General features: G+C 51.4%; 9 protein-coding genes. All 9 read right to left on the reverse strand.

What is annotated here, in order from left to right:
* Positions 1-5: 5 nt before the first annotated feature.
* Positions 6-1,241, reverse strand: coding sequence for a sialidase family protein (locus ACFSW8_RS14960; RefSeq protein ID WP_377178642.1), 1,236 nt, complete (start codon positions 1,239-1,241; stop codon positions 6-8).
* 40 nt (positions 1,242-1,281) lie between these two features.
* A complete protein-coding gene (locus tag ACFSW8_RS14965) occupies positions 1,282-3,027 on the reverse strand; it encodes a sulfatase (RefSeq protein ID WP_377178644.1) in 1,746 nt (581 codons plus the stop codon).
* A gap of 72 nt (positions 3,028-3,099) precedes the next feature.
* Positions 3,100-4,254: a sialidase family protein gene (locus ACFSW8_RS14970; RefSeq protein WP_377086937.1), complete on the reverse strand. Its 1,155-nt coding sequence runs from the start codon at positions 4,252-4,254 to the stop codon at positions 3,100-3,102.
* A 23-nt stretch (positions 4,255-4,277) separates the two neighbouring features.
* Positions 4,278-6,089, reverse strand: coding sequence for an arylsulfatase (locus ACFSW8_RS14975; RefSeq protein WP_377086935.1), 1,812 nt, complete (start codon positions 6,087-6,089; stop codon positions 4,278-4,280).
* A 33-nt stretch (positions 6,090-6,122) separates the two neighbouring features.
* Positions 6,123-8,636, reverse strand: coding sequence for a right-handed parallel beta-helix repeat-containing protein (locus tag ACFSW8_RS14980; RefSeq protein ID WP_377178646.1), 2,514 nt, complete (start codon positions 8,634-8,636; stop codon positions 6,123-6,125).
* Between the two features lie 96 nt (positions 8,637-8,732).
* On the reverse strand, positions 8,733-10,211 hold the full coding sequence (locus tag ACFSW8_RS14985) for a sulfatase family protein (protein WP_377086930.1): 1,479 nt from the start codon (positions 10,209-10,211) through the stop codon (positions 8,733-8,735).
* Between the two features lie 12 nt (positions 10,212-10,223).
* Positions 10,224-11,462, reverse strand: a complete 1,239-nt coding sequence (locus ACFSW8_RS14990) for a sialidase family protein (protein WP_377086929.1) — start codon at positions 11,460-11,462, stop codon at positions 10,224-10,226.
* A 19-nt stretch (positions 11,463-11,481) separates the two neighbouring features.
* Positions 11,482-12,564 (reverse strand): exo-alpha-sialidase, encoded by a 1,083-nt coding sequence (locus tag ACFSW8_RS14995; protein WP_377086927.1) that lies wholly within the window; start codon positions 12,562-12,564, stop codon positions 11,482-11,484.
* Positions 12,565-12,601: 37 nt separating this feature from the next.
* Positions 12,602-13,771: a sialidase family protein gene (locus ACFSW8_RS15000; RefSeq protein ID WP_377086926.1), complete on the reverse strand. Its 1,170-nt coding sequence runs from the start codon at positions 13,769-13,771 to the stop codon at positions 12,602-12,604.
* Positions 13,772-13,791 lie beyond the last annotated feature (20 nt).

The following is a 13,791-nucleotide window of genomic DNA, read 5'->3' on the forward strand; positions in this document are numbered from 1 at the left end:
GGTGGTTACTTTACGAGGCCTGCATCGGCGCCTTGGGTGATCCATGCCATGGAAGCGCGCTTGAAGTAGAGGGCTGTAGTTGCTTGTCCTGCGGCATTTTGACCTTCATAGATGACGGCGATAGTTCCGTCTGGGAGTGGTAGGATTTGGCTATAACCGAATTGTTCTTGATCACTGACGATGGCACGCGATTTCCAAGTGTGTCCATTATTGTAGCTTACTGAGATGTGGCCACCAAGGCGTTTGCCAGTGAGGTTTTTAGTAGATGAGAAGATGAGTCTACTTTTGTTATGGAATTCTTTGAAGGAATAGCGTGCGAGGTTCTGGTTGCAGCGTTTGAATGAGAATGCTGAATCTGACCACGCTTCTGGTGGGGCTGGTTTGGTTCCCAGAGTGTGGGTGAGGTGGCTTTTCATTTTGCCATGGATTTTCGACTCAGGTCGGGTGATGAAGTAGAGTTTTCCAGCTTGTGGGCCATCGAGTTCGGCGACGGTCATTTCGCCGGCCAGTTGTGGGTCAGTGACGTTCTCGAATGTGGTGGTGAGAGTCCAAGCATCCTGAGCATTTTGGTAGCGGAGTAGCCCCATCATACGGTTTTTGCTGTAGCCGATGACGCCTGGCAGGATGATGTCAGCGGATGGCCCGTGGAGTGGGGAGAGTTGGATGCCATTAGTGGGGCGCATTCTGAATGCTTGTTGCAGTGGGCCTCCGGTGAAGGTGGTACCGGATTGGTGGTGTTGGGTCCAGGTGAGGCCATCGTCTGAGCTTTGATAGATGAGGACTTTGCCTCCTTGATTTGCGGCATAGGCGAGAACAAAAAGTTTCCCTGATTTTTTATCTGAGCAGATTGATAGAGCGCCGACATCGAGCTTATTTTTTCCGTCATCGATGATGGAAGTTGTCCAGGTTTTGCCCATATCGGTACTGCGGCTAATGAGGACGTGGTCCCAGTCTCTATCGGTACCTGGCGGGTGATCGGGGTTGGCCCCAAGGCGGCCTTCACTGGCAACGATGAGGGTGCCAGACTTACTGAGTGCGGCGACTGGGACTCGGACTCGGTGGTATTTTCCGTCTTTAGCGAAAGGGGTTTTATTTCCCTCGATGATGAGTTTGCGTTCTGTGGGTTTTTGGTCGAGAGCCTGAAGGCCTGTAGCCGGCTGGCTTGGCCAGGATTGGGTTTGCCAGTCAAAGTCAGCGAGTGCTGTGAAAGTCGAAAGAAGTAGAAGTGATATGGATTTCATTGTGAGTTGTGGGTGATAGGTTGTCCAAGTGGTGCGACTGTTAGAGCGTGGCATCAGCGGGAATGGTGAAGTAGCGCGCGGCTGGCTTGTGTTTTTTGATGTAGGCTTTGATAAAGTTGGTGATTTCTGGTTTGTCGACCATACTTTCGAAGCGTTCGCCGATGCCACTCTTGGGGTGGAGTAGGTCGCAGACTTTGAGTTCACCATTCGCGTGGACGATCCCTTTGTAATGGCGGTAGCGAACGAACTGTTTGAAGCGAGAGTCTATGGGAGCGAGCTTTCTGAGTTCATTGATGGTATTGTTGTATTCTGGGGCGTTGATTTGGTTATGCCATTCGTGAGGGTCTTTGGAGAGGTCATAGAATTCTTCACTGCCGTCGTAGTATCTGATGAGCTTGGCGTCTGCTTTACGGATAGAAAATGTGGAGCGCCCTAGTGTGGTGACGATGTGGTCGCGGACGGACTGAGATTCACCATCGACAATGGGTTTCAAAGATAGGCCATCTAGTTTGTTAGGTGGTGTTAGATCACACATGTCGGCTAGTGTGGGGTAGAGGTCTAGGAGGCTCGCAAAGGCATCAGAGCGCTGAGATGGAAGATTGGCGTTTTTGGGTGGGACGATGGCGAGCGGTACCCGCATGGAGCCTTCCCAGGGGGAATGTTTGCCCCAATGTTCTTTTTCTCCGAGTTCCCAGCCGTGATCTGACCAGAGGACGATGATGGTATTATCGGCGTAGGGTGAGGCGTCTAGGGCGTCGAGTAGTCTGCCGACTTGGGCATCGACGAAATGGATGGATGCCAGGTAGCCGCGGATGGCGTCTTGCCATTGTTGGTATTTTTGGACGGTAGCGAACGAGCCTGACCATGGGTAGTGGGCGTAGTGGTGGGCTGATTTCGGGCAGTCAGCGAGGTCGTTTTTAATGGTTGGAGGCAGGCTGAGTTGACGACCTTCGAATGGTTTAAAGTATTTTGCTGGAGCATACCACGGTTGGTGTGGCCGGTAGAAGCCGACGGCCATGAAGAATGGGGACGTGAATTGGGACTTGAGTTTTTGTTCCGCCCAGGCGGCCATTTTGCCGTCTGGCATTTCATTGTCTGAGATGTCGAGTGGACCCCAATCGAAGGTGTTATAGCCATTCGCAGGTCGGTCGATGCGGTTGTCGATTCCGTTGAGGGGGAGGGTGGCGCTGAGTGTGCCACGTTTGATTTGTTTACCTGGATAGACATTTTTTACGATACCGCTTTCTATGGTGTTAGAGATGCCTGCGATATCTTTCCGAGTGACTTTGGTGCCGGGGTTCATGTTGAGTTCTTCCCAAGTAAAGGGGCCGCCGATGGCACCAGCGTCGGGACCGAACTCATGGTAGTTCTCGGGTACGACGCACCCCATGGCGTGGTTGATTTTACCAGCGCCCATGACGAGATAACCATTTTGTTTAAAGAACATTGGGAGGCTGGTGGCATCGGGCACGAAATCAGAGTAGGTTCCCTGATTGTTGTAGACGCCGGAGGTTTCGGGTTTGAGCCCGGTGAGGACAGCAGCACGGGAGGGGCCGCAGATTGGGGATGCGCAGTAGGCGCGGGTGAAGGTGACGCCACGGGCTGCAAGGCGATCCATGTTAGGGGTAAGGGTGTCTGGATGTCCGCCAAGAAATCCAACCCAGTCATTCATATCATCACAAGCAATAAAGAGGACGTTAGGGCGCGAAGGTTGTTGTTTAGTGGAGGATTCAGCTGCAGCAAGAGTGAGAGATGCACTGAGGAATGTGATGATGGTAAGTTTCATGGTGTAAGGAAGTTGAGGTGTGAGCTCTGGTGTGGCAGAGCTCACATGAGGATGGGGGGACGTGAGAGCGACTTAGAGCTTGTAGGGGATAGTTAGCTTGTCTTTGCCGTCAGTGAGGTCATCCAAGGACACTCTAACAAAAGTCATTTTTTTACCATTTTCAAAGAAGATGGCGATATCACCATTTTTGCAGGCGGTGATAGCGGAATATGCTGAGGGGCCCTGCTCGATGCATTTTTTATGCGACCAAGTTTTTCCATCGTCATAGCTGATTGAGAGGACGAGGTTTTTACGACCTTTTTGGCTATGGGCATTGACAAAGAGGAGTCGATTTTTAGCGAAGCCATCTTTTTTAAGGGTATAGACGAAGGGTTCTGCATTACAGCCAGGGTCTGGTAGGTTGGTATCTTTGTGTCCGGTCCAGGACTGAGCGCCATCGTTAGACTGGTGGACGTAGCGGAACTTTGAGCCATTATTCCGGGCATTGATCATGAGGGAACCATCGCTGAGTTCGATGACTTTACATTCGTTAGCTGGTGAGAATGAGGCTGTATTTTTATAGGCTCCCCAAGTTTTTCCGTGGTCTTTACTGCCGAAGAGGTAGCCACCTTTACCGACATGGGCGATGGTGTGGACGAGGTCACCGGAAGCGGTTTGGATGCCGCGGCCTGAGGTGATGAAGACGAAGTCACGGGGTTTGACATGGTCGGGCATAATTTGGTCGCGGATGTCCTTAGGTTTCGACCAGGTTTTGCCGTTGTCTTTACTGCTTTGGACGTAGTGTCTGTAGTCGACAGCAGTTTTTGATGGGCGTTTTTTATTAAACTCCGTATTGTGATCGAGGTAGTTATAGAAGCAGAAGATTTCGCCGGTTGTTTTATCGACGATCAGTGCGGGGTCGGAACCGACTTCACCTTCTGGGAAGTTGGTGATGAAGTCAATGTCGGTCCAGGTATCACCGTTATCGGAGCTACGTTTGATAGCGATATCGATATTCCCTGTGTGTTGCATATCGCGTGTGGTATTTCTTCTAGCATCGATGACAGCGATGAGGTCGCCATTCATGGCGGTGACAATGGCTGGTATGCGGAAGAACTTCGAGCCGCCGTCGCCTTGTGGGAAGATGACTTCACGGTGTGCGTTCTTGATTAATGGGTAGTCTGTTTTGACTGTCTCAGCCAGACTGGTGATGGCGGAGAGGGCGAGGATCGTGAGGATGGATTTCATGGTTTTGTGTTTATGTTAGATTATTATTTGTTTGTTGGTTTGGAGTTGTCATCGAGGAGTGGGATGCCCCGTTTTGCGCGTTCTTGGTTGATTGCTTTGACGGAGTCGGCCGTTTCTTTTGGGTTACGGCGCAGAGGGTTTTTGGCGTCGGGGAGTACGACGGCACCTGCTTGTTTACCGTGGAGGGAAGCGGAGACGGTTTTCCAATCTTCGACCCAGTTGTTTGACGCCCATTGGGAATAGAGAGTGGAGAGTTCGCGGAGTTTTTCAGGGTGTGATTGGGCGAGGTTCTGGGCTTCTGTGCGATCGTTATGGAGGTTGTAGAGTTCCCAATCTTTTCCATTTTCGGCGACGATTTTCCAATCACCTGAGCGGAGACCTTTATTGCCAGCATGTTCAAAACCGATGACTCTTTGGGGGAGCGGTGTTTGATGTTTAAGGAGTGGGAGCAGTGACAAGCCGTCGAGTGAAAGTGATGGTTTACCTGCTCGGGAGCTCAGGTGTTTTGTGCCCGCGGCGTCTAGAATGGTAGGGAGGAAGTCAATGACGTGAGCAGGTGTGTGGACGATGGCATTTTTGTTAGGAAGTTGCTTCGGCCAATGGACGATCATTGGAGTGCAGACGCCACCTTCGTGGGCGTAGCGTTTGAAGAGTCTAAAGGGGGTGTTGTTGACATTGGCCCACGCGACACCACAGCCACCGTAGGTGTCCTCAGGTCCAGGCTCTACACCGACGACGTCGCCTGAGATGACGACCCGTTTATCACGGGTATGGACGGGGACGTAGCGCATGGTGGTCCAGGGGGCGCCAGTGGAGCCGATTTTCCCATTGGGATGTTCCAGGGATGAGCTGCCGTTATCTGAGAGGACGAGGATGAGCGTGTTTTCGAGTTCGCCATCGGCTTTGAGTTGTTCGATGAGTTTACCGACGCTGGTATCGACTTGGTCGATCATGGCTGCGTATGCGGCCATTCTACTTGCTTGCCATTCACGGTTGGGTTCATCTTTCCATGGGGTGATATCTGGGTGAGGGGGGGTGAGGGTTGCGGAATTTGGGAGGAGGCCTTCTGAGTGGAGGCGTTTGATGCGTGCTGAGCGGATAGCTTCATAGCCAGCGAGGTAGCGTTTTTTATATTTTTCGATCACTTCTTGGCGGGCGTGCAAGGGCCAGTGAGGTGCGGTGTAGGCCATATAGAGAAAGAAGGGGGTGTCTTTTTCTTTTTGGTTTTGCATCCAAGTGAGGGCTTTGTTGGTGAGAGCCTCGGTGTAGTAGTAGTCTTGATCAGCGGGCACGGGTCCTGCTGCATCGTTACCGTGGGTGAGGGTGATGGGGTCCCATTGGCTTCCTGCTGCGATGAGGGTTCCGTAGAATTCATCGAAGCCGCGTTGTTTGGGCCAGTTGTATTTTGGTCCGGAGTGGTTGAAGTTGATACTGAGGTGCCACTTGCCGGCCATCCAAGTGTCATAGCCGGCGGCTTTGAGGTTTTCGGCGACAGTGGGGGTTTCTTGGCGTAGTTCTCCAATGTAGCCTTTGAAGCCGTAGTCACGGCTGGCCATGTGTCCGACTCCGGAGCGGTGTGGGTAGAGGCCGGTGAGCATACTGGCACGGGTAGGGCAGCAGCGGCCGGCATTATAGAATTGGCTGAAGCGTGTGCCATTGGCCGCTAGCTTGTCGATGTTAGGGGTTTCTATTTCCCCGCCGTAGCAGCCGAGGTCTGAGTAGCCCATATCATCGAGCATAATGAGTATGATGTTAGGTTTTTGCTCTGAATTGGCATGTAGGGGGATGGCTAGGAAGCAAGATAGAGCAAGTGAAAATATAATGTTAGGTTTCATTGTTAGTAGTAGGAAGAGGTGTGTGGGGGGTGGTTATGATTTGGGGGTAAGGTGAGATTTGGAGCAGATTCTGACTTGTTGGGTTGGCTCGTTTTGGATTTGGTATCTGCGAAACTTTTCTGGGAATTCACGAGTGAGTCCGATTTGGGATGCATCGACTTGAAGGATACCATGTTTTTTAAGCATGGATTGGTTGAGCATGGTGAAGTCGAAGTTCGCAGGGTTTTTAAATTGTGGGTCTGTGACTTCAGAGTTTGGGCCTAGGAGAGGAGGGAGGGGGCCGGGTGTGGGGGAAGTGCTGTAGAGGATGTTATGGTCGCAGTTGTTGGGGTTTTGGCGTTTTTCGTAGTTATTGATGGTGGTGAGGTTGCGCCCTGTGACATGGAGTGAGAAGAGTGGGAACCAACGGCGCATGGTGGGGTAGGGAACGTTGGCTTTTTTGATAGGGGCCTTGGTGTAGCAAACGTTACGCAGTGTTTGGCTTTGGAAGAGGTCTTTCTCTCGTTGGACGACGACTTTGATATGACCGTGTCTGCCTTGGTAGTGTTCTTGATCGAAGAGGGTGAGGTTGTTGATATAGCGGTTGCCGACACTTTTGACAGCGAATCCGCCAGCGCAGTTGTAGGCGATATTTTCGACCATGTGGTTGTGTTGTGAACCACCGTCGGTGCGGTAAGCGGTACCGACGTGGGAATGAGAATTTGAGTGGTGCACGAGGTTGCGGCGAATGAGGTTTTCACCGCTGCAGGTATTGATATACATGGGGTTAATGTCGCCTAGGGCGTAGCAGCCATGGTAGAGTTCGTTGTACTCGATGAGGTTCTTTTTTGAGTGGAGGAACTGATAGAAGTTTCCTTTATTTTTTAATTCTTGGGATCGGGTGATTGCGCTGTATGCGGGGCGTTCGAAGCCATGGTCTTTGGCCCAGAGTTGTCCTTTCATGGCGAAGTTGGCGATATGTTTCCAGTGGCCAAGAGTGGCGATCCCCATGAAGGGGAAGTGGTGGAGGGTATTGTGAGCGACATGGTTTTGACCGCTTTGGATGATGCCGATACCTACGGAGGAGAGTTGGACTTGGCCAATCTGGTAGATGTGGTTGTTATAGATTGTATTGTGTTTATTAACATCCTTTGTACCGGGGCTGTAGCCGATGAGGGTGATGCCTGCTCTACCAAGGTCGTGGAGCTTATTATTTTTGATGAGGTTGTGTTGGGCGTAGAGGTCTAGGCGAATTCCTGCAGCACCGGAGTGGTTAAAGAGGCAATTTTCTACTGAGCAATGGCTGGTGCCACGGAATCGTAGCATGGCACTGGGGGCGTCATAGAGGTCATAAGCGACGTGTGTGTAGAAGTTTGATTGGCGTTCCTGGTAGCCACTCGCTTTGGTGAAGTGGAGGTTTTTGAAGTGGAGGTTTTTCACTGGGGTGTCCGTGAAGCCTGGGCGGTATTTTCCGACGCCGACTCCTTCGACCTGACCTTCGACGAGGAGGCATTCTGTTAGGTGGGCGATTTCGACATTTTGAGGTTTTTCGTTGGCTAGGAGGAAGACTTTACCGAGCTGGGTATTGACGCACCACTCACCGGGTTCGTCCATGTAATCGATAGCATTTTCGACATAGAACTCGTGTGGGTACTTGGTGGCCATGGCATTGGCTCTCCACTGGCGCATTTCTGTGGAGAATTTGGTAGGGAAGTCGAAGAAGGCCCTCCTTTGAGATGGGTCGACACGGCGAATACCTCGGATTTCATGCAGCCATTCGGCACGGGTGAAGAGGAAGAGTTCGATGTCGTCTAAGTTTTGCCACTGGCGGATGGCTCCTTTTGGGTAGAAGAGGTAGGCGCAGAGTTCATTGCATCCGAAGCGTCCTTCGCCGCGCAGTCCTTGCTCGATTATTTCGCTGCGGTTGGCGCTGATATATTCTTTGTTAGATTGCTGTTCGGGCGTGAGTTTGCGGAACTTTGGGGAGGGGGCAGATTTTTGGGGTGAAGTGTAGTAGGGGTTATCGTAGGCGAAGCCTTGGCGTGAGCGAGGGAGGCGTTTTTGACCTTGGTAGAGGGTGTTGATTTTCCAGGTTTTATCTTTGATTCTGGGGGCTGAGTAGACCCAGATTTTATCTTTGAGGTGTTTGATGCGGTCTGGGAGAATGGAGTCATCGCTGAGCGGTTTCCAATTGAGGACGGGGCGAGACCCATTGATTTCAGCGAGTTCTCCGGGATAGCTTGCGTAGGTGATCGATTGGGTGTCTGAGCCACTGTCTTGAAGGGTGAATTTGACTGTTTGACCGAGTCTATATTTCCCCTGTCGCAGATAGACAGTGATGTCCTGGTTAGGGTGTTGAGTCTTCCACTGGCGCACGGCATTCCTCGTTGCGTCTAGCGACTTATAGGGTTTGTCTTTAGTTCCCGGGTTTTGGTTATCGCCGGCAGGAGAAACATAGAAGAACTTCGTTTCTTTAGCGCTGAGTTCTGCACTATGAAATGTGAGGGTGGTGAGAAGGGCGCCTGCCATGAGGCGCCCTAAGATAGATGAATAGTTTGCGATTTTCATAGGTGTCGTTTCTTTTGATACCCGGCCTCCTGAATGTGATGGACACAGGAAGGGAATTGCGAGCGTCATGCGGATTTCTGCATGCTTCTGGTGCTCCTACTTTTCAGGATGTAGATACTCGAGATACTTCCAGCCGTCCTTTGGAAACTTCCCTTTCGTGGCGTCGCGTACGGATTGGTGTTCGTCGGTAAGTTGCTTGAGCTTTGCTGGGGTAGCTGCCCAGTCGTCGGTCTCTTTCATCCAGGCCTGCAGAGCTTTCTTGAGGCGTACTTCGACATCTTTGACCTCTGGTTTTCCAGCAAGGTTGTGGAACTCCCACTCGTCGTTCTTAAGGTCATAGATCTGGTATTCAGGTGGAGTGAGCCATGTCTGATAGACTTTCTTGAGGTTGTCAGGAAGCGCTTTCATTTCCTCTTCCGTATAGGAACACTTTTTCCACTTTGATTGGGTGATGTAGTCGACGGCGCCGCGGTCTTTTTCTCCCTCGGCTACGAGTGGTGACCAAATGATTTTGTAGCGCTCATCACGTAGTGCGCGCTGCGGGAAGTAGAGGTTGATAGCGTCGCAGTTGCGCTCACAGACGAGATACTTACGCCATTCTTTTGTCTGCCCGGTGATCATCGGGACTAGGCTCTTACCTGGCAGGTCTTTTGGAGTCTCGACTCCTGCTAGATCACAGAAGGTGGGCATGAGATCGATGGTCGACACGAGGTTTTCAGAGCGAACACCCGCTTTGACCTTCTTCGGCCACTTCACGATATATGGCACTTTCATGCCGGCTTCAGTGGCAAAGATTTTCCCACGAGGAAGCTGAGCGCCGTGGTCTCCGATGTAGATGACAATGGTGTTTTCCATCTTGCCTGACTTCTCTAACTCGACAAGAAGTTCTCCGATGCAGTCATCGAGGCGCATCATGCAGTTGTAATAAGCAGTCACGATCTCGTGCATCCGCTCATTCGCCTTGCCGATGTATGGAATCGTTCCTACTTGATCTGGAGTGAGTGGTTTGGCGGGGCGGCCCTGCACTTGGTTTTGCAGCGGGTGGTGGGCATCCGGGTAGTTGACCGTGAGGAAGAATGGCTTCTCACCAGCAGCTTTGAAAAACTCAGCTGACTTCTCAGCATAGGCTGCTAGGTTCTTCTTGGCGAAGTTGCTGTTCTTGATCGCACGGAAATCCACAAAGTCTTCCACGGCGTCGGCTGGATTGACGTGGGTTTTGCCCAGCAAGCCAGTGTGGTAGCCAGCCTTTTGCATCACCGAATAGGTCGTTGGCCACTTCTTGAACATTGCATACTTGTGCGTAGCGAGTCCAATTTGGCCGTTCTGGTGTGGGTAAAGGCCGGTAAAAATGGTGCCACGTGATGGGCTGCACACCGACTGGGTCACGTAGCCGTTTTCGAAGAGCATGCCGTCTTTTGCAAGGCTATCGATATGCGGTGTTTTGACGTTCTTGTCTCCGTAGCATGCGATCTCCTGGCCATTGTCTTCTGAGACGATGAGAAGGATGTTAGGACGGTCGGCCGCCTGGAGTGAAACCGCGGCACAAAGTGCGGCGAGGATGACTTTAAGTTTCATATTGGATTGAGGCTAGTTCTTGGAGTTTTTGAGGATCCATTCGGGGTGGACGATGGCCATGTAGATGCCTAAGGCGGCCCCAGTATTGTGGTCGGCTTTACCTTTGATTTTGTTCCATGGGATGTTCTTGTTGGCGCCTTCGAAGATGAAGCCGAGGTTGCCGTCGGGAAGGTGAACGAGGCCATTGTAGCCGCAGATCCAGCCGGGGGTGAGTAGTGACTTGTGAGGGAAGGTCTTGCCGCCATCGGATGATAGGAAGATTGCGCCGTTGCAGCGTGCTGACTGCTTTGAGTCCTCTTTGCCGCGCACTAGACTGGCAGCTTCCTCTTCGAGAGCAATTTTGTTGGCATGCTCTGGGCCAACCGGTCCGGCGAGTGCGAGGTAAGCGGTGCCGTTGTGTTTGAAGGTCAGAGCGGAGTTGTTGCATGAAGCCCAGATCTCTGCCGCTGACTTTTGCTGTGGTGTCCAGGTTGCTCCTCCATCCGAGCTGGTCGAGTGGAGCATACCAAAGCCATTGGTGCGATGGAATAGGTGGAGTTTGCCGTCAGGTGTTTCACAAGCGGTAGCTTCTTTGCGACCTTTGTTCTTCACGCCGATGTCGCGGGTCCTCCAGGTTACTCCGTGGTCGCTGCTAGAGAACCAAGTAATCTTGCTACCACAGCCGCCGGGGATGATCAGCTGGCCCTTGTTCTTCCCGTGTTTGACCTGTAACCCGTTACTGCCGCCAAAGACACAGATACCGCCAAGGTCCGGTAAAATCTCTTTTGGTTTCGACCAAGTCAGACCTTCGTCGTCTGAGTAGATCATAAACTGTTGGCATGGCTTCTTCTCGTTGCTGTCAGGGTCATTGAAGATGATGTTGTAGACCAGTAGAACGCGGTCCTTTATTTCATCGTATACCAGCGTGGTGGGGAGGACTGAGTTCATCCCGTGGTCCGCGATGAGAGTCACATCCGACCAAGTCTTCCCACTATCGCTGGAACGCTTGAGTAGCATGTCTTGATGCGCGCGGTCGTTTTTCCCACGAACATGGTGAGGGCCGAAGGTAACTAACAATGTGCCATTTTTGGTGACAACTGCGTTCGGCTCACGGAAGTATTTGTATTCCTTTTCAAGACCTGGTTTTCCTTTCACCTTGAGCTCGTCGAGCGATGAGATCTTAACGATCTTCGGTTTGGGGGTATCCTTTGCTGCTACATGGCTGAGACATGCTGCAGTCACTACAGAGCCAGCGATAAGTATTGCTTTCATGGGATATGGCGTGGCTTGGTTATTTCATCAAGGCGTCGATCTTGAGCGTCTTGTATTCGATGTCTTTGTAGTGGGATGTCTCGTAAAATAGACCGACGGTGTTCGCGTCTAACTGAAGCATTGCAGAGTACTTGACATATTGGTCAGATACCAGCTGCGTCTGGTTTTTCCATGAAGCTCCTCCGTCCTTGCTGACGAAGAGCGTGCAGTTGTTGAGTTTTCCTTTAGGCGCGGACAGCCAAACAGTATTGGTGAGTTTTCCAGCTTTATCGGTCAGTGTGATAGAGCAGCCGTTGCTAATGCGGGCGTTGTATAGCAAGGTGCCATCTTTGAGTTCTGTCACTCTGGCTTCACAGGACATGTTCATGCCGTTGGTTTTTTCTATCTCTGGAGTCGTAATCTCAGAGAACTTCCAGTTGGCACCATGGTCATCACTGATCCAAACCCCAACGTTCTTGTTGTTTACCTTTCCGGTCGGAGTCATATCACGCTTGTCACCGCCCGCGATAATCAACCTGCCAGCATGCTTACCGACTGTTAGCTGACGGCCCTCGCTGGCTCCAAAGTGGGCGTTGCCGCCGGTCATGTTGGAGATGTCTTTAGGTTTACTCCAGGTCTTGCCATCATCATCGGAATGGACCATGTAGGCTGTGGTGAAGGGCTTGCCGTCATCATGGAGCTTTTGGTAGATGTCTTTGGTGGCAGCATAACCGCGGCCTTTGATCGAGCTGTAATCCCAGTTGTAGACAACATAGAGGAACATCAAACGGTTCTTCTGTGCGTCATAGACGAGTCCGTGGCTTTGGCAGGAGTGGTTGCCATGCTCTGCCGCAACGATAAGCGGGCTCCATGTTTTACCTTGGTCATCCGAGTAGCGGATTACCAAGTCCTGTCCAGAACGCTCCGGCCAGCTGAGGCGATTACCTGCGTGTACTCCAACAACGATACGGCCTGAGTTTGTTTTGACTGTTACTGGTTCACGGTAGCATTCGTATTTGTGGTCGCCGAGTTGATCGACCTTTGCTCGAAATACAGGCGTGGCGTCTTGTGCAACAAGTGACGAGGTGGCTAATGCTAGGATTGGGATGATGAGATTCTTCATGGTTAAGAATGTTGATTTAGGGCTTCAGTTGCTGCGGTTATTTTTTGTCTTCTCCCTTGCTAGAAACACGTTGGAAAACGATGTCATTGAGGAGCATGCGGTTGCCTTGTTTCTGACGGCCACGTTCAGCCAGAATGCCGATATCGCCGTTTTTCAGGACAACTAAAGCACTGTAGCCAAAGTGACCTTCACCATTCAGTTTAGCAATTTCCTGCCAGGTCTTGCCTTCATCGTCACTGCGGTAGAGGCGTCCTTGTGTTCGACTTTGTGTTGGGGTTGCGAGGTAGAGTGACTTGCCATCGCTGATTAGATCCACCTCACAGCGCCAGGTGTGTGGCTGAGGAAATGGCGTGGTATCGCTCCAGGAGTTTGTCTTGCGATTATACGTCATGTTGAGGCGTTTGGGGGAGATGCGGGTGGTAACGAAATACTTTCCATTTGAAACAGGAATCACGGCTGTTTCGTTGCCCTTGACTGGCATGAGCGAAGAAACCTCGAAGTTCTTTAGGTCCTTGGTCCAAACAAGGCGAGCCATCCGTTCTCCGCCTTCTTTTAGGCTACCAGTGATTGCAAAAAGAAGAGATCCATCCTGATCAATCTGCAGGGACGTTGGCGATGGCCAATAGTTTTTGACCTCAGGCATGTCGATCTTGGCCTCGACTGGTTTTGACCAACTCTTCAAATCTTTCGAGGTGACAAACCAGCACTTGCTCTTGCTCAAGTAGACGCCGACAAACTGCTTCATGCCAGGGTGCCAAATGACTTGTGATTCCTGGGTCCGCTCAGTCATCGGGAAATCAGTTTCTGGACGGCCTGCTATATTTTTATAGTCGGTGCTGAAGGTGATTTTTTCCCATGTCTTTCCTTCGTCGTTAGAAACCGCAAAGAACGTGGTGCTGATCGAGTGATCACCATCTTTGTTGCAGCGACAAACGATGGTGGCTAATAAGCGCCCATCAGGTAAGACTGACATGTCGGGGATGCGGTATTGGCACACGCCATATTTGTCCCGGAAGAAGGTCACCTTTTTCCCGTCTCGAACAAATGAGCCACTGCGAAAGACAAGGGTTTCGTTCTCTTTGTATGTAGGGTAGGTGAGTTTGGTCTCGTCGGACTTCGTCGTTTGCTCTGCTGCCTGAGTTAAAGCTAGTGGCGATAGCAAGGCGAGGCTTAGCGTCGATAGGAGTATGTTCTTTTTCAATCTCATGGTGTAAGCGGAGAAATGGA

This window comes from Rubritalea tangerina, from assembly GCF_042683245.1.
Lineage (GTDB): Bacteria > Verrucomicrobiota > Verrucomicrobiia > Verrucomicrobiales > Akkermansiaceae > Rubritalea > Rubritalea tangerina.

Excerpts from the sequence above, each read along its gene's own strand:
- ACFSW8_RS14960 (WP_377178642.1), bottom strand. The coding sequence starts at position 1,241 with ATGAAATCCATATCACTTCTACTTCTTTCGACTTTCACAGCACTCGCT.
- ACFSW8_RS14965 (WP_377178644.1), bottom strand. The coding sequence starts at position 3,027 with ATGAAACTTACCATCATCACATTCCTCAGTGCATCTCTCACTCTTGCT.
- ACFSW8_RS14970 (WP_377086937.1), bottom strand. The coding sequence starts at position 4,254 with ATGAAATCCATCCTCACGATCCTCGCCCTCTCCGCCATCACCAGTCTG.
- ACFSW8_RS14975 (WP_377086935.1), bottom strand. The coding sequence starts at position 6,089 with ATGAAACCTAACATTATATTTTCACTTGCTCTATCTTGCTTCCTAGCC.
- ACFSW8_RS14980 (WP_377178646.1), bottom strand. The coding sequence starts at position 8,636 with ATGAAAATCGCAAACTATTCATCTATCTTAGGGCGCCTCATGGCAGGC.
- ACFSW8_RS14985 (WP_377086930.1), bottom strand. The coding sequence starts at position 10,211 with ATGAAACTTAAAGTCATCCTCGCCGCACTTTGTGCCGCGGTTTCACTC.
- ACFSW8_RS14990 (WP_377086929.1), bottom strand. The coding sequence starts at position 11,462 with ATGAAAGCAATACTTATCGCTGGCTCTGTAGTGACTGCAGCATGTCTC.
- ACFSW8_RS14995 (WP_377086927.1), bottom strand. The coding sequence starts at position 12,564 with ATGAAGAATCTCATCATCCCAATCCTAGCATTAGCCACCTCGTCACTT.
- ACFSW8_RS15000 (WP_377086926.1), bottom strand. The coding sequence starts at position 13,771 with ATGAGATTGAAAAAGAACATACTCCTATCGACGCTAAGCCTCGCCTTG.